Below are 15,900 nucleotides of genomic sequence, written 5' to 3' on the forward strand. Positions count from 1 at the left end.
CGGTGACCGGGATTCAGGCCGGTCGCCCGTTCCGGCCCGCCCTGTGCTCCTCCCGGCGGGGGCCGAGCCGCTGCCGCGATGTGGGCGGCGCCGTAACTCCTGAGACGCGTACGGCAGTTCTCGCTACGGTCCTTTCATGGTCGACTCCAAGATTGCAGAACTGGATTCCGCCGTCGTTCTCGTGACGGGCGCGATGGCCGCGGGGAAGTCCACCGTCGCCCAGGCGCTTGCCGAGCGGTTGCCGCGTGCCGCCCACGTCCGCGGGGACGTCTTCCGGCGGATGGTCGTGTCGGGCCGCGTGGAGACGACCCCGGACGCGGGCGAGGAGGCACTGTCCCAACTGCGGCTCCGCTACCGGCTTTCCGCCGCCACCGCCGACGCGTACGCCGCGGAGGGGTTCACCGCGGTCGTACAGGACATCGTCCTCGGCGAGGAACTGGAGAGGTACATCGGCCTGGTGCGCACCGAGCCGCTGTACGTCGTCGTCCTCGCACCGGACGCCGGGGCCCTCTCCGCCCGCGAGGAGGGCCGGGCGAAGACCGGCTACAGCGAGGGGTGGACCCCCGCTCTCATGGACCGGGGCATGCGGGAGACCACCGCGAGGATCGGCCTGTGGCTGGACTCCTCGGAACTGACCCCGAAGGGCACGGTCGACGAGGTCCTCACGCGGCTGGACGAGGCGCGGGTGGGGACGGCAGCGGGCCGGAGCGGCGTGGGGTGACGCGCCGGGCCGCATGCGAGGCCGGGGAGCGGAGGGCCGGGCTGCCGTGAGAAGGGGCCCGCCGGTAGGGAGAGCCGTATCGGCACTCCTGGTCTTCCCTATGCAGTTCACAAGGAACTGGCCGCCGCAGCGACTTCGCACGGAAATTCGTGCGTGGAAGAGAGTGTGGCATCCGGGTCTGACAATCGTGCTTCGCCCGCTTTGACCACGGGTTTTCCCCTGCTCGCACGGCCCGCCCCACCGCGTTGTCCGCCAGATGCGGGCGGTGTGGCGCCTTGCCGCTGTCCAGTGGCCTACGCCAGCATGCGGGGCGCGACAGCACGGGCCGGCGGGACAGAAGGGGCGTGAGGGACTTCATGGGTGAGAAGCATGCGGCGCACGAGGTACACAAGGCGGACGGGGCGGCTGGGGTGGATGGGGCGGATGGGGAACGTACAGGCAGGGAATCGGAAGGCGCCCTGAGCCGAAGGGGATGGGGGCTTCTCGCAGGCGCCGGCCTCGTGGGCCTGGTCCTGCCAGGGCGCGCGTACGCGGAAGGGGCTGCTCCGGATGTCCGCGCCGCGGGGCCCGCTGCGGACGACCGCAGTGCCGAGTCCTCCTCGGACGACCGCTCCGCCGGAGCCGCGGCCGCCGCGCTGCGGACCGCGTACATCGGTACGTACACCGCACAGCCCGGCGGCGGCACCGGAATCGGCCTGGCCGCGTACCGGCCGGACCGCGGCACACTCGCCTCGACCGGTCTGCTGGAAGGGGTCGCGAACCCGTCCTACCTGGCCGTCGCCCCCGACCGGCGCACTCTGTACGCCGTCAACGAGCAGGCGGAAGGAGCCGTGACCGCGGTTCGCATCGGCGGGGGCCGCCCGGCCGAGGTGCTCGGGACCAGGCCGACGGGCGGAGCCGATCCCTGCCATGTGTCGGTGCACGGAAGGTTTCTGCTGAGCGCCAACTACACGGGCGGCAACATCGCCGTGCACCCCCTCGGGCGCGACGGGGCGTTGGGCGAGGTGAGCGACCTGGTGCGGCACCAGGGTTCGGGGCCCGACCCTGAGCGGCAGGAAGGTCCGCATGCGCATCAGGTGGTCACCGATCCTGCGGGTCGCTTCCTCCTCGCCGTCGATCTCGGGACCGATTCCGTGCACACGTACCGGCTCGACGAGCGGAAGGGGACGCTCCGCGAGAGTGGCAGGGCTGCCACTCGCCCCGGCGCAGGCCCACGACACCTGGTCTTCCACCCGTCGGGACGGCACGTGTACCTGGTCAACGAGCTGGACAGCACCCTCGTGGTGTGCGCGTACGACCCACGAACCGGAATGCTCACCCCCGGAAATTCGCAGCCGACGCTTCCGCGCGGAACGGTGCTGGACGAGCGCAATTACCCGGCAGGAGTGATCATTTCGCCGGACGGGCGCTTTGTCTACGTGTCCAATCGAGGCCACAATAGTATTGTCGTATTCGCCGTCCGCCGTGGCGGCGCCGAACTGCACCCCGTTTCCCACACGCCTTCCGGCGGCTCGTATCCGAGGCATATCGTGCTCGACCCGACGGGGCGCCTCCTGTTCGCCTCCAACCAGAAGTCGGGACGGGTGACGATCTTCCGCGTGGACCGGGCAACGGGGCGTCTCAGGTTGGCGGGCCCGGCCTTGGAAGCGCCCGTTCCCGTGTGCGTACTGCCGCTCTGATCAGGGGATTTGAGGCGCTCGGAGTCGATTGTCAGTGGCTGCGTCTAGTCTTTTCGTACGCGGAGATCCCGCGTACGAAAAGGACTGGAGGGGGTGCGGGACGCGGCATCGACGAGGCCCGGAAGACGTCGGGCGTGCGTGAAGCGCGGGTACGAACGCAAGCGAAGGGGGTACAAGACAGAGGCCGTGATCGGAATCGAACCGACGTAACTCGCTTTGCAGGCGAGCCCCTGAGCCACTCGGGCACACGGCCGTGTGCGGAACCGGCTCACGGGGGGAATCGACGAGGTACTGACTGCTCCCCGGAGAGCTTGTTCCTTGGCAACTCCAGAACAGTAGAACGGAATTGACGGTCCCCTCAAGGGAATCCGGCGGCATGCAATGCGACTGCCACACCCCGTTCACAGAGCGCTTCCCGGTGAGGCGTCACAGCGCTCCGAGGAACGAGGCCACCGCTGCCCGGAAGAGATCGGGGTCGTCGACCCAGGGGTAGTGGCCCACCCCGGCGAGCCGCCGCTGCTCGCCCCGGGGGAAGGAGTCCGCGACGGCGGAGCCCGCCCGTACGCCTGTGACCGTGTCCAGGCCCCCCGTCACCACGAGCACCGGACAGGACACCTCTCGCAGGTTCTTGAGGACCGCCAACCGGGCCAGGTCGTCGACGCCCTGCGTGAATCCGGCCCGAGGCACCGGATGGAGCTGGTCGGGTTCGGCCTCCGCATGGGTGTGCTGCGGAGTCTCCCACCGCGCGTAGGCCGCCGGAGCCGCACGGGCGAGCAGCGGTCGGGCGTCTTGCGGGCCCGCGGTCGCCAGATCCCGGACGGCGGCCGAGGCGTCGGGCCACCAGGGTTCGGCGCTGCGGGACTCGAAGATCTCCCGGGTGTCGTCGGGGAGTTCGTCCCGGGTGCCCTGAATCCGGCCCTCGGGGCAGACGAGGACCAGGTGGCTCAGCCGGTCCGGGTAGGCGGCCGCGTACGACTGGGCGGTGGCGGCCGCTGCGCCGTGGGCGAGCAGGGCGAAGCGCTCCAGGCCGAGGTGGGCACGCAGGAATTCGAGGTCCTGGGCCAGCGCGGGGAAGGCGTAGCGGTCGGGGTCGGCGGCGGGCGGCGAGTGGCCGGTGCCGCGGGAGTCGGGGACCACGAGCCGGTGTTCGCGGTCCAGGCCGCCCAGGTCACCGAGGTAGGAGACGTCACGCCCCGGGCCGCCCGCCAGACAGACGAGAGGGGTGGGGGAGGAACCGAGCACCCGGTAGGCGAGAGTGGCGTCGTCGTAGGAGCGGTAGTGAGGCATGCAGGTACGCCTGCCCGGGACCGGCGATGCCACCGGTCCTTCCAGCAGCGGCGGCCGTGCGGCGGGGTGGTCAGGTGCGTCGCACGGTGCCCGGTCGTACGACCAAGGGCGGAGATCGGCACCTCCCACGGACAGGGGTCCACACCAGGATTGGCCCTTACTCTGAGGCTATGACCGTGCTGGGGCCCCGCGACGCCGATGTCGCACCGACCGACACTTCCGACGACCCGCCGACCGGCACGTCCGCGATATCCACCGGGGCGTCCGAGATCCCCGCCGGGGCATCCGGCGCCCCCACCGGAGCCGGCGACGGGTCCCGTGCGACGGGCGACGGATCCCGTGCGACGGGCGACGCGTCCGAGGGGGCTCCCGGCGGCCAGCCACCCGCGGAGGGGGCTGCGGGCGCCGACGCCACCGCGTCGTCCGGGTCCGAGGGGGTGCTGGGCAAGACGCACCGGGCCCTGAGCATCGGGATCGTCTCGGTCGTTCTGCTCATCGCCTTCGAGGCGACGGCCGTCGGTACGGCGATGCCCGTCGCCGCCCGCGAACTGCACGGCATTCCCCTCTACGCCTTCGCGTTCTCGGCGTACTTCACCACGAGCCTCTTCGCGATGGTGCTGTCCGGTCAGTGGGCGGACCGGCGGGGCCCTCTCGCACCGCTCACCACGGGCATCGCGGCCTTCGCCGCGGGGCTGCTGCTGTCCGGCACGGCGCAGACCATGCTGCTGTTCATCCTGGGACGGGCCGTCCAGGGTCTCGGGGGCGGGCTGGTGATCGTCGCCCTGTACGTGGTGATCAGCCGGGCCTATCCGGAGCGGCTGCGACCCGCGATCCTGGCCGCGTTCGCCGCGAGCTGGGTGATCCCCTCGGTCGTCGGACCGCTCGCCTCCGGGGCGATCACGGAGAACCTCGGCTGGCGGTGGGTGTTCATCGGGATTCCGGCCCTGGTGGTCTTCCCGCTGGCGCTCGCACTGCCCGCGATCCGGCGGATGGCCGCAGGACCCGCCGACCCCGAGGCGCCGGTGCCGCCCTTCGACCGGAAGCAGATCCGGTTGGCGCTGGGCATCTCCTTGGGCGCCGGGCTGCTCCAGTACGCGGGCCAGGACCTGCGGTGGTTGTCCCTGCTGCCCGCCGCGGTGGGGGCGGCACTGCTGGTGCCGGCGGTGCTCGGGCTGCTGCCCAGGGGCACGTACCGGGCGGCGCGCGGGCTGCCGTCGGTGGTGCTGCTGCGCGGGGTGGCGGCGGGATCGTTCATCGCGGCGGAGTCGTTCGTGCCGCTGATGCTGGTGACCGAGCGGGGGCTGTCGCCGACGATGGCCGGACTGTCCCTGGCGGTCGGCGGGGCGACCTGGGCCTTCGGGTCGTTCGTGCAGTCGCGGCCGCGGATGGAGCCCTACCGGGAGCGGCTGGTCTCGTTCGGCATGGTGCTGGTCGCGGCGGCGATCGCGGTGGTGCCGACGGTGCTGATCCCGTCCGTGCCGGTGTGGGTCGTCGGCGTCGCGTGGGGCTTCGGCTGCTTCGGGATGGGCATGGTCATCGCCTCGACCAGCGTGCTGCTGCTGAAGCTCTCCGCTCCCGAGGAGGCAGGCAGCAACTCGGCGGCTCTCCAGATCTCCGACGGCCTGTCCAACGTGATGCTGCTGGCGGTCGGCGGTGCGGTCTTCGCGGCCCTCGGTGGAGGCTCGGTGGCGGCGCACTCGACGGTCGCGGGTGCGGCCGGGGGCTCCCATCCGTCGGCGTTCGCGGCGGTGTTCCTGCCAATGGCGTGCGTGGCGCTGGTGGGGGCGTGGGTGGCGACACGGCTGCGCGAGCGGGAGGCTGCGTAGGTCGCGAGGGGCAGGGGCAAGGGGCAAAGGGGCCAGGCCGCGGGCAGGCGGCAAGGGTGGGGTGCAAGCCCGTACAGGCCCTGTGGCACCCGGGCAGTCACGGTTTCGGACGGGAGCCGTGACGCCCCGGAGGGCCGGACCCGGTGCGGCCAGCGGGACCTGGGGAGAGTTGCTCCGCGGGGTTGTGAGCTGAGTCCCACGGAGCCCGTACGGACGCGCTCGCCGCGCGTCGCGGGTGCAGCGCCGGTAAGGTGGCCCGGTTGTCGTACGGGCCCCGGATGTCATCCGGCCGGTCTCCACGGCAGCTGCCACGTACCCGACGCTGCGACCGGAGACCGTGACTACTACCACCTCCCACCACCTCTCACCCGCCTTTCCCGGCCGTGCCCCCTGGGGCACCGCCAACAAGCTGCGAGCCTGGCAGCAGGGGGCGCTGGAGAAGTACATCCAGGACCAGCCCCGCGACTTCCTCGCGGTGGCGACGCCCGGCGCCGGAAAGACGACCTTCGCGCTGACGCTCGCCTCGTGGCTGCTGCACCACCACGTGGTGCAGCAGGTCACGGTGGTCGCCCCGACCGAACACCTGAAGAAGCAGTGGGCGGAGGCCGCCGCCCGGATAGGGATCAAGCTCGATCCCGAATACAGCGCGGGACCGCTCAGCAAGGAGTACCAGGGCGTCGCGGTGACGTACGCCGGAGTCGGCGTACGCCCGATGCTGCACCGCAACCGGTGCGAGCAGCGCAAGACGCTGGTGATCCTCGACGAGATCCACCACGCCGGTGACTCCAAGTCGTGGGGCGAGGCGTGCCAGGAGGCGTTCGACCCGGCGACGCGCAGGCTGGCCCTGACCGGTACGCCCTTCCGGTCGGACACCAACCCGATCCCCTTCGTGGCGTACGAGGAGGGGAACGACGGGATCAGGAGGTCGTCGGCCGACTACACCTACGGCTACGGCAACGCGCTCGCGGACGGCGTCGTGCGGCCCGTGATCTTCCTCAGCTACAGCGGCAACATGCGGTGGCGGACCAAGGCGGGCGACGAGATCGCGGCGCGGCTCGGCGAGCCGATGACCAAGGACGCCATCGGGCAGGCCTGGCGGACGGCCCTCGCGCCGACCGGCGAGTGGATTCCGAACGTGCTGGCCGCCGCCGACAAGCGGCTGACCGAAGTCAGGAAGGGCATCCCGGACGCGGGTGGGCTGGTGATCGCCACCGATCAGGACTCGGCGCGGGAGTACGCCAAGATCCTCAAGAAGGTCACGGGGGAGAGGCCCACCGTGGTCCTCTCCGACGAGAAGGCGGCGTCGAAGAAGATCGACCAGTTCAGCGCGGACGAGTCGCGCTGGATGGTGGCGGTGCGCATGGTGTCGGAGGGCGTCGACGTGCCGCGCCTGGCGGTCGGGGTGTACGCGACGACCATTTCCACACCGCTGTTCTTCGCGCAGGCCGTGGGGCGTTTTGTGCGATCGAGGCGCCGGGGCGAGACGGCGTCGGTGTTCGTGCCGACGATCCCGATGCTGCTCGACTTCGCCAACGAGATGGAGGTCGAGCGGGACCACGTCCTCGACAAGCCCAAGAGCGGCAGCGAGGAGGAGAACCCGTTCTCGGAGGAGGACAAGCTCCTCGCCGACGCGGAGAAGCTGGAGGACGAGGAGACCGAGGACCAGTTGCCGTTCGAGGCGCTGGAGTCGGACGCGGTCTTCGACCGGGTGCTGTACGACGGGGCCGAGTTCGGGATGCAGGCGCACCCGGGGAGCGAGGAGGAGCAGGACTACCTCGGGATTCCCGGACTGCTGGAGCCCGACCAGGTGCAGTTGCTGCTCCAGAAGCGGCAGACCCGGCAGATCGCGCACAGCCGGCAGAAGCCCGCCGCCGAGGCCGACCTCCTGGAGAAGGCCGCCGAGGCCAGGCCGGTCGTCACCCACAAGCAGCTGCTTGAGCTGCGGAAGTCGCTGAACACGATGGTCGGGGCGTACGTCCATCAGAGCGGCAAGCCGCACGGTGTCATCCACACCGAGCTGCGCCGGGTCTGCGGCGGCCCGCCGAGCGCGGAGGCGACGGCCGGGCAGCTCAAGGAGCGGATCAAGAAGGTCCAGGAGTGGGCCACCCGGATGCGGTGAGGCCCGCAGCTCCCAGGGGGCGGGGCTCCCTGGGACGGCCGAGTGGGAACGGCAGAGGGCGGAAGCGCCTGAGTGCGGGAACGACTGAGGGCGGGAACCGGATCTGTGCGTGCTCCGGGTCCCGCCCTGCCGTCCCGCGAGGACGGGATCACATCCGAGGGTCGGCCCCCACGGTCGGCCCTCGGCATGACAGTCACAGTATTGCGCTGGTCAGCGCGGGTATATGCCCAAAAGTCCCACCCGTTCGTGACTTTGGTCCCGAACGGCCCCGGGTGTTCCCGACGGGGGATTCCGGTGGGTTTCGACGGGTGATGTGCACAGTGCCGGAGGGGTCAACTCCCTTTCCGCGCCCGGATTCTGGACGAGGTCTTCCGCTGAGCGGAGTGGATCGCTACCTTTCCGGCAACGCATAACGCCCCGTGGCAGCGCCGCCTCGGAGCGCAGCCGGTGCCATGGCCTGCCGGCGGCCTCTGCGCGCGTTGCCGACGGGACCGGTGACGAGTTCGATGCGCAGCAGGACCGTCCGCACTCACCACAGAGGAGTGGGCGTCGTGACCGCGGAGACTTCCCAGACGCTCGACAGAGGACTACGGGTCCTCAAGCTGCTCGCCGATACGGACCACGGTCTGACGGTCACCGAGTTGTCCAACAAACTCGGCGTCAACCGCACCGTGGTCTACCGGCTGCTCGCCACGCTGGAACAGCACGCCCTCGTACGCCGGGACCTGGGCGGCCGCGCCCGGGTCGGGCTCGGGGTGCTGCGGCTGGGCCGACAGGTCCACCCCCTGGTGCGGGAGGCGGCGCTCCCCGCGCTGCGGTCCCTCGCCGAGGACATAGGGGCGACGGCCCACCTCACCCTGGTCGACGGCGCGGAGGCCCTCGCCGTCGCCGTGGTCGAGCCGACCTGGACGGACTATCACGTGGCCTACCGGGCGGGCTTCCGTCACCCGCTCGACCGGGGCGCCGCGGGCCGGGCGATCTTGGCCGCCCGGCAGAGCGTCCTGACCGAGCCCGGGTACACGCTGACCCACGGCGAGCTGGAGGCCGGGGCCAGCGGGGCCGCCGCGCCGCTCATAGGGGTCACCGGGGTGGAGGGGAGCGTGGGGGTCGTCATGCTCTCCGACTCGGTGCCGGAGCGGGTGGGGGCCCGGGTGGTCGACGCGGCCCGGGAGGTCGCCGACGCGCTCAGGTAGGGGCGTGGGATCGCAGCGGAGCAGCGCGGCCCGCCAGGAGGGGGACGTGCGGGGCGGCCGATAGATTGGGGGCGTGCTCCCTCTTTTCTCTCGGCTCTCCCGCAACAGCCGTATCGCCCTCTGTGCCCTGCCCGTCGTCGTGCTGCTGGGGGTGGCGGCCCTGGCACCGTTGCCGTTCGCGGTGGCGCAGCCCGGGTCGGCCACCGATGTCCTGGGCAAGGACAGCAAGGGCCGGCCGGTGATCAGTGTGTCCGGGGTGCCGACCCGGGCGACCGACGGGAAGCTGCGGATGACGACCATCGTGGCGACCGGCCCCTCCATCGACCACCGGGTCGGCGACCTGGCCGACGCCTGGTTCCGGGACGACCGGGCCGTCATGCCGCACAGCGTGGTCTACCCGGTCGGCGGCGACGACAAGGAGATCTCCGAGTACAACCAGGGCGAGATGGTGAAGTCGCAGAACAGTGCCGTCTCCGCCGCCCTCGGTTACCTCGGGAACAAGGGGAACGGGGCCAAGGTCGCCCTCAACCTCGCCGATGTCGGCGGGCCCAGCGCCGGGCTCCTCTTCACCCTCGGCATCATCGACAAGATCGACGGCAATGGTGCGGGCGGCGACCTCACCGGCGGCCTCGACGTCGCCGGTACGGGGACCATCGAGGCGGACGGCACGGTCGGCCAGGTCGGTGGCGTACCGCTGAAGATCAAGGGTGCCAGGGCGGACGGCTCGACCGTCTTCCTCGTGCCGAAGGCGGAGTGCGAGCAGGCGAAGTCCGGTCTGCCGGACGGTATGCGCCTGGTGCCCGTGAGCACCCTCGACGACGCGGTGTCCTCGCTCAGGGAGCTGGCGAAGAAGGGCGGGGCGGGGAAGGTTCCGAGCTGCTGACCGGGGGCGCCTCCGCAGCCGTTCCCGGTACGGTCTCCGCGGTCGTCCGGGCCGGTGTGTCGTCCATGGTGCGCCAGGACGGGAAGACCAGGGGGCTCAGCGTCGCCAGGAAGTAGAGCCCGCCGACCAGCAGCAGCGCGGTGCTCAGGCTGGTGCCCTCGACCAGGAAGCCCGCCGTCAGACCGCCCAGCGGCATCGTCAGCTGGCAGCCCGCCGTGATGATGCCCTGGACGCGGGTGCGCAGTTCCAGTGGTACGCGCTCGAAGATGATCGTGGACAGGATCGGGTTGAGCGTGCCGATCAGCAGCCCGCCGAAGGCCAGGGTGACCGCCAGCGGCAGCGTGCTGTCCGTCAGCGCGGCGACCAGGAAGCGCGGTACCTCGCCCACGATGAACGCGGTCGTGAAGACGGCGCGTCGCGAGAAGCGGTGCCCCACGGCCCCGTACAGCAGCGAGCCGAGGAGTGCCGTGGCGCCGAACAGGGCGCTCAGCAGGCCGAGTTGGGTGGCTCCGCCGAGGTTCTCCCGGGCGTGCACGGGGAAGAGGACCGCACTCCACGACTGGTTCAGCCCGTTGGTGAGCATCACCATCAGGATGACGGCCAGCAGCAGCCCGCCGGAGGCCACGAAGGCGTACCCCTCGCGCAGGTTGCGCCGGTAGTCGGCGAAGGGGGACCGGGCCGTCGACGTCACCGGCTCCGCCGCCCGCACCCCGCGCACCCCGGCCGCGATCAGCGCCGCCGAGATGGCGAACGTCGCCCCGTCGAGCAGCAGCACCGCCTCCGCGCCCAGCAGCGCGATCAGCACACCGGCGAGCGAGGCGCCGGCCATGCGGGCCCCGCCGGAGGAGGCCTCGAAGAGGGAGGCGGCCCGGGTGAGGCTGGTCCCGGCACGTTCGGCGAGGTCGGGGATGAGGACGGAACGCGAGGTCATGCCGGGCGTCGCGACCAGCCCGCCGAGCGCCATCAGGGCGCACAGCATCCAGAACTCCAGCACCCCCGCGTAGTGCAGCAGGGGGATCGCGGAGACCGTGAGCCCGCAGATCAGGTCCGTGACGACGCTGGTGCGCCGCCGCCCGAACCGGTCGATCAGCGGCCCGCCCACCAGCGCGGCCACCACCACCGGCAGCGTCGCGCAGAACGCCACGACCCCGGCCCGGCCCGCGCTGCCGGTGGTCTGCAGTACGAACCAGGGCACGCCGATCAGGGTGAGCGAGTTGCCCATGGTGGAGACGGTGTGCGCGGTGAGGAGGGCGGCGAGCGGCCGTCGGTCGACGCCGCCGCCGGCGTGCGGATCAGGGCTCACGAGACGTGGGCCGTACGGAACCGGGTGTCGCCGGTGGTGTGGAGCCGGGTGTCGCCCGCCGTGCGGACGAGACGCAGGCCCAACTCGACCAGGGCCCAGCCCAGTTGGCTGCGTACGTCATGGCGGGACAGGTCCGGGTGCGGGGCGGCGGCGGCCCGGCGGTCGGCGGTGGCCTCGCGGCGGAGGTCGGCGGAGCGGGCCTGGTGGACGTGGCGGAAGGTGTCGGGGTGCATGGCGGTGCTTCCTCTCGGTCGTGGTGGTGCCGGGGGAGGGGGGGCCGTGCTGGGGGAGGGGGCGCGAGGGGAGGGGAGGGTGAGGGGGCGTGCGGGGCGGGGGTCAGCCCTTGGGCAGGGGGAATCCGTGCACGTGAACCCGGTACTGATGGGTGCCCTCCGGGAGGTCGTGGGCCTCCTCGGCAGGACGGTAGCTCTCGACCAACTCGGTGACCCGGGAGTTCAGTTCGCGCGCCTGCTCCGGTGTCAGCGCCATGGTGAAGTCGCTCATCTCGGTGGACCGCCGCCATTCGTCCGACCAGTCGCGCGAGGTGGCGATCCAGGTGCTGAGCTCCTGCGTGTGCTGGTTGGCGATCTCGTGGAGGAAGAGGTCGGCCGCCCCGCGCACTGCCGGGTCCGGGCTGTTGGCCAGCGAGGAGTCGAAGGTGGTCCCGTCGTGGGCGGACCGCCACCAGCGCTCGCGTCCCTTGCCCCGCTCCGGGGCGTCCTCCACGAATCCGTACGCTGCCAACTGGCGCAGGTGGTAGCTGGTCGCGCCGCTCGACTCGCCCAGTTTTTCCGCCAGTTGGGACGCGGTGGCCGGACCGGTCAGACGCAGGGCGCGCAGCAGTTGGATGCGCAGGGGGTGGGCGAGGCCGCGCAGGGTGCGGGCGTCAAGGGCGTGGATCTTCCGCTCGGCGGAGAGTCCTGTGGTGTCGGGCTCGGATGCGGGCATGCCTCAACCGTAGAGTTGCAAAGACTCAGTTGCAAGGGTCTTTTTGCAACTGAGTCTTTGCAAGCAAGTGTTGGCATCCCGGAACCCCAACTCCCCACCCGCTACCCCTCCTTGATGAACCCCTCCCTGACCAGCCAGTCCTTCGCCACCTCGTGCGGATCGTCGCCGTCCACGTCCACCTTGGCGTTCAGCTCCTGCGCGACCTCATTGGTGAGCTTCGCCGTCACCGGGGCCAGCAGGTCCGCGATCGCCGGGTACTTCTTCAGCGTCGCGCTGTTGACCTCGGGGGCCGCGTTGTAGTTGGGGAAGAAGCGCTTGTCGTCCTCCATCACCGTCAGGTTCATCGCCTTGATCCGGCCGTCGGTGGTGAACACCGCGCCGTACGTGCAGGACGTGCCCGCCGCGATCTGCGTGTAGATGACCCCGGTGTCCATCTTGATCAGGTCGGCGGGCGGGATCTTCATCCCGTACGCCTTCTCCATGCCCGGCACCCCGTCGTCCCGCGACGCGAACTCCGCGCCCACGCACGCCGTCACCGCCGCCGGGTCCTTCTTCGAGAGGGCGGCCACGTCGGAGAGGGTCGTGGTGCCGTACTTCTTCCGGTTGGCCGCGTTCATGGCCAGCGCGTACGTGTTGTTGAGGGTGGCCGGGGGCAGCCAGCTGATGCCGTTCGCCGCATCCGCGTCCCGGACCGCCTCCCACTGCCCGCGCGGATCGGTGATCGGCTTGTCGTTGCCGAGGTAGGTGATCCACGCCGTGCCCGTGTACTCGTACATCACGTCCGCGTCGCCGCCCTTGACGGCCTCCCGCGCACCGATCGACCCCTGGATGCCGGTCCGGTCCAGGACGTCCGCGCCCGCCGCCTCGAAGACCAGCCCCAGGACGTGCCCGAGCACCAGCTGCTCCGTGAACTCCTTCGAGGTGACGGTGAGCCGCGCACCCTTCAGCGGCAGCCCCGCCCCCACCGTCCCCGGCCGTACGTCGTCCACCATCGGGCTCCCGCTGGTCAGCCCGCACCCGGAGACCAGCACCCCGCACACCACCAGCCCCGCGAGAGAACGCCTCATACCCCGACCTCCAGTCCCCTCGGCCGCAGCAACAGCTCCACCAGCGACGCCAGCCAGTCCACGAACAGCGCCAGCGCCACCGTCAGCAGCGACCCCAGCACCAGCACCGGCATCCGCTGCGTCTGGATGCCGCTGGTGATCAGGTCGCCCAGCCCGCCGCCGCCCCCGAAGGCCGCCAGCGTCGCCGTGCCGACGTTCAGCACCAGGGCCGTCCGTACGCCCGCCAGGATCAGCGGCACGGCCAGCGGCAGTTCGATCTTCGTGAGCACCCCGGCCCTGGACATGCCGATCCCGCGCGCCGCCTCCAGCAGCGTCGGGTCATTGGCCCGCAGCCCCGCGATGGTGTTGGACAGCACCGGCAGCACCGCGTAGACGATCATGCCGATCAGGGCGGCCTTCTTCCCGATCCCCAGCCAGATCACCAGCAGCGCGAGCAGCCCGATCGCGGGCGTCGCCTGCCCGATGTTCGCCAGCGCGGTGGCGACCGGCGCGGCCTTGCGCAGCGCGGGCCGGGTCAGCAGGATGCCCAGCGGAACCGCGATGACCAGCACGAAGAAGGTGGAGATCGCGGTCAGTTCGACGTGCTCCGTGAAGCGCAGCCACACATTGCCGTCGGCCAGCGCGTTCTGCGCGATCGAGTCCAGGTCGGCCGAGCGGAACCACAGCCATGTCGCCAGCAGCACCACCGCCAGCACCGCCGGCATCAGCACCACCTTCAGCCACGTCACCCGGCGCGGCAGCCGCTCCGAGGCCACCGCCGACCCCACCCCCGCCGCCTCCGGAGCACCCGTCCCCGGCCCGTCGTCCCGGAAGGCCACCCCCCGCACCTCGTGCTCGCCCTCGGGCCGCTGCCGGTCACGGCCCGAGTCGCCCACACCGCCCGGGCCGCCCACGCCGCCCGAGCCGCCCGCGCTCGACGGGCTCATGCGGGCCGCTCCGGCCCACCCGCATCCCGTACGAAGGGATGCTCCAGCCCCTCCTCCTCCCCGGAATCCACCGCCCCCGCCGTCCGGTGCTCCGCCGCCTCCAGCCGGTCCGCCTCCAGCATTTCCTGTACGGAGTTCATCAGCGTCGCCATGTCCACGACGCCCGTGTACTCCCCGCGCCGCCCGGTGACGGCGACCCGCCCCCCGTTGTCGATCAGCACCGCCTCCAGCGCGTCCCGCAGCGTCGCGTCCCGCGTCACGGTGTCGTGCACCAGCGTGCCCGCCCGCGCCAGCGAACCCTTCGCCCGGCTCAGATCGCCCCGCCGCAGCCACTTGTACGGCCTGCGGTGCCGGTCCAGCAGCAACAGCTCGTTGCCCCGCGAGTCCCGCAGCTTGTCGAAGATCTCCTGGAGCGGGTCGTCCACCCCCACCGTGGGGAAGTCGACGATCTCCACATCCCGTACGCGCGTCAGGTTCAGCCGCTTCAGCGCCGCCCCCGCCCCCACGAACCCCGACACGAAGTCGTCCGCCGGGTTCGTCAGGATCGCCTCGGGCGTGTCGAACTGCGCGATGTGGGACCGGTCCCGCAGCACCGCGATCCGGTCCCCGAGCTTGATCGCCTCGTCGAAGTCGTGCGTCACGAACACGATCGTCTTGTGCAGCTCGTGCTGGAGCCGGATCAGCTCGTCCTGCAAGTGGTCACGGGTGATCGGGTCCACCGCACCGAACGGCTCGTCCATCAACAGCACCGGCGGATCGGCCGCCAACGCCCGTGCCACGCCCACCCGTTGCTGCTGTCCGCCCGACAGCTGGCGCGGATACCGGCCCCGGAACTGCCCCGGGTCCAGCCCCACCAGGTCGAGCATCTCCTCCACCCGCGCGTTCACCCGCGCCTTGCTCCAGCCCACCATCTTCGGCACCAGCGCGATGTTCTGCGCCACCGTCATGTGCGGGAACAGCCCCGACGACTGGATCGCGTACCCGATCTTCCGGCGCAGCTTCACCGGATCCATGTCGGTGACGTCCTCGCCGTCGATCCGGATGCGGCCCGACGTCGGCTCGATCAACCGGTTGATCATCTTCAGCAGGGTGGTCTTGCCGCCGCCGGACGGGCCGACGAAGACGACGGTCTCGCCCGCCCTGATCTCCATCGTCACGTTGTCGACGGAGGGGTACGGGTTCCCCGCGTACTGCTTGGTCAGGTTCTCCAGCCGGATCGCGGCCCCGGAAGCCGAAGCGGCACCACTCGTGGCAACAGGCGTCTCAGGCACGAATCCCCCTCGGGATGGTCAGACGCCCCACCAGGACGTACACGGCGTCGAAGAGCAGGGCGAGCAGCACGATGCCGAGCGTCCCGGCCAGCACCTGGTTCAGCGCGTTCTTGCTGCCGAGCGAGGAGATGCCCCGGAAGATCTCGTTGCCGAGCCCGGGCCCGGAGGCGTACGCGGCGATGGCCGCGATCCCCATCAGCATCTGCGTGGCGACCCTGATCCCGGTCAGGATCGGCGGCCACGCGAGCGGCAACTCCACCCGCACGAGCTGTGCCGCCCGCGACATCCCGATGCCGCGCGCCGCGTCCACCAGGGTCGGGTCGACGCCGCGCAGTCCGACGATGGCATTCCGTACGATCGGCAGCAGCCCGTACAGCACCAGCGCGATCACGGTCGGCGCCACACCGAGGCCCACCAGCGGAATCAGCAGACCGATCAGCGCCAGCGACGGCACGGTCAGGATGCCGGAGGCCGCGGTGGTGGCCAGGTTCCCGGCCCATTCACTGCGGTACGTCAGGACGCCGATCAGCACGCCCAGCACGGTCGCCACGACCATGCACTGGAACACCGCGCTCGCATGCTGAAACGCGTCGGCCAGCAGCTGCTGGTACCGGTTGCCGAGGTACTCCCAGAAATTCACGGGCCACTCCTCGGCGAGACGTAAGCGCCGGGGCGCG

General features: G+C 71.2%; 14 protein-coding genes and 1 tRNA gene. 6 read left to right on the forward strand and 9 right to left on the reverse strand.

The annotated features are described in order from the left end of the window. Positions 1 to 136: 136 nt before the first annotated feature. Positions 137 to 721 carry an AAA family ATPase gene (locus tag ACIO3O_RS18110; protein WP_401746679.1) on the forward strand — a complete coding sequence of 195 codons (585 nt, stop codon included), beginning with the start codon at positions 137 to 139 and terminating at the stop codon, positions 719 to 721. Positions 722 to 1,221: 500 nt separating this feature from the next. After that, a complete protein-coding gene (locus ACIO3O_RS18115; protein ID WP_401746682.1) occupies positions 1,222 to 2,400 on the forward strand; it encodes a lactonase family protein in 1,179 nt (392 codons plus the stop codon). Positions 2,401 to 2,581: 181 nt separating this feature from the next. Here ACIO3O_RS18115 and ACIO3O_RS18120 read toward each other — a convergent pair. Together ACIO3O_RS18120 and ACIO3O_RS18125 are read right to left on the reverse strand one after the other, a co-directional pair. Further along, positions 2,582 to 2,653: transfer RNA gene (locus ACIO3O_RS18120), tRNA-Cys, on the reverse strand. 173 nt (positions 2,654 to 2,826) lie between these two features. Continuing rightward, on the reverse strand, positions 2,827 to 3,687 hold the full coding sequence (locus ACIO3O_RS18125; RefSeq protein WP_401746685.1) for an alpha/beta fold hydrolase: 861 nt from the start codon (positions 3,685 to 3,687) through the stop codon (positions 2,827 to 2,829). A 170-nt stretch (positions 3,688 to 3,857) separates the two neighbouring features. Between ACIO3O_RS18125 and ACIO3O_RS18130 the strand changes: the two genes are divergently transcribed. The 4 genes from ACIO3O_RS18130 to ACIO3O_RS18145 all read left to right on the forward strand — a co-directional run bounded on the left by ACIO3O_RS18130 (position 3,858) and on the right by ACIO3O_RS18145 (position 9,708). Then, the gene (locus tag ACIO3O_RS18130) at positions 3,858 to 5,513 is read left to right on the forward strand and encodes an MFS transporter (RefSeq protein ID WP_401746687.1); all 1,656 of its coding nucleotides are present in this window, start codon (positions 3,858 to 3,860) and stop codon (positions 5,511 to 5,513) included. 337 nt (positions 5,514 to 5,850) lie between these two features. Continuing rightward, positions 5,851 to 7,632, forward strand: coding sequence for a DEAD/DEAH box helicase (locus ACIO3O_RS18135; RefSeq protein WP_401746689.1), 1,782 nt, complete (start codon positions 5,851 to 5,853; stop codon positions 7,630 to 7,632). 551 nt (positions 7,633 to 8,183) lie between these two features. Continuing rightward, positions 8,184 to 8,825, forward strand: a complete 642-nt coding sequence (locus ACIO3O_RS18140; protein ID WP_401746692.1) for an IclR family transcriptional regulator — start codon at positions 8,184 to 8,186, stop codon at positions 8,823 to 8,825. Between the two features lie 73 nt (positions 8,826 to 8,898). Further along, positions 8,899 to 9,708 carry a hypothetical protein gene (locus ACIO3O_RS18145; protein WP_401746693.1) on the forward strand — a complete coding sequence of 270 codons (810 nt, stop codon included), beginning with the start codon at positions 8,899 to 8,901 and terminating at the stop codon, positions 9,706 to 9,708. On the opposite strand, the gene ACIO3O_RS18150 is transcribed toward ACIO3O_RS18145, so the two are convergent. From ACIO3O_RS18150 to ACIO3O_RS18180, 7 genes are all read right to left on the reverse strand, one after another. Then, entirely contained in the window at positions 9,659 to 11,011 is a 1,353-nt protein-coding gene (locus ACIO3O_RS18150; protein WP_401746695.1) for an MFS transporter, read from the reverse strand. The genes ACIO3O_RS18145 and ACIO3O_RS18150 overlap by 50 nt on opposite strands. After that, entirely contained in the window at positions 11,008 to 11,244 is a 237-nt protein-coding gene (locus tag ACIO3O_RS18155; RefSeq protein ID WP_401746696.1) for a hypothetical protein, read from the reverse strand. Before ACIO3O_RS18155 ends, ACIO3O_RS18150 begins: the two co-directional genes overlap by 4 nt. A 103-nt stretch (positions 11,245 to 11,347) precedes the next feature. Next, positions 11,348 to 11,959 (reverse strand): ArsR/SmtB family transcription factor, encoded by a 612-nt coding sequence (locus ACIO3O_RS18160; protein ID WP_401746698.1) that lies wholly within the window; start codon positions 11,957 to 11,959, stop codon positions 11,348 to 11,350. Between the two features lie 101 nt (positions 11,960 to 12,060). Then, positions 12,061 to 13,026: a glycine betaine ABC transporter substrate-binding protein gene (locus ACIO3O_RS18165; protein ID WP_401746700.1), complete on the reverse strand. Its 966-nt coding sequence runs from the start codon at positions 13,024 to 13,026 to the stop codon at positions 12,061 to 12,063. After that, a complete protein-coding gene (locus ACIO3O_RS18170) occupies positions 13,023 to 13,952 on the reverse strand; it encodes an ABC transporter permease (protein ID WP_401746702.1) in 930 nt (309 codons plus the stop codon). Before ACIO3O_RS18170 ends, ACIO3O_RS18165 begins: the two co-directional genes overlap by 4 nt. Further along, positions 13,949 to 15,223, reverse strand: coding sequence for a betaine/proline/choline family ABC transporter ATP-binding protein (locus tag ACIO3O_RS18175; protein ID WP_401746704.1), 1,275 nt, complete (start codon positions 15,221 to 15,223; stop codon positions 13,949 to 13,951). The genes ACIO3O_RS18170 and ACIO3O_RS18175 overlap by 4 nt, the downstream gene beginning before the upstream one ends. After that, complete coding sequence (locus ACIO3O_RS18180) at positions 15,216 to 15,863, reverse strand: ABC transporter permease (protein WP_189823967.1); 648 nt, start codon at positions 15,861 to 15,863, stop codon at positions 15,216 to 15,218. The genes ACIO3O_RS18175 and ACIO3O_RS18180 overlap by 8 nt, the downstream gene beginning before the upstream one ends. Between the last annotated feature and the right edge of the window lie 37 nt (positions 15,864 to 15,900).

It is taken from the genome of Streptomyces sp. NPDC087440 (assembly GCF_044744005.1).
Lineage (GTDB): Bacteria > Actinomycetota > Actinomycetes > Streptomycetales > Streptomycetaceae > Streptomyces.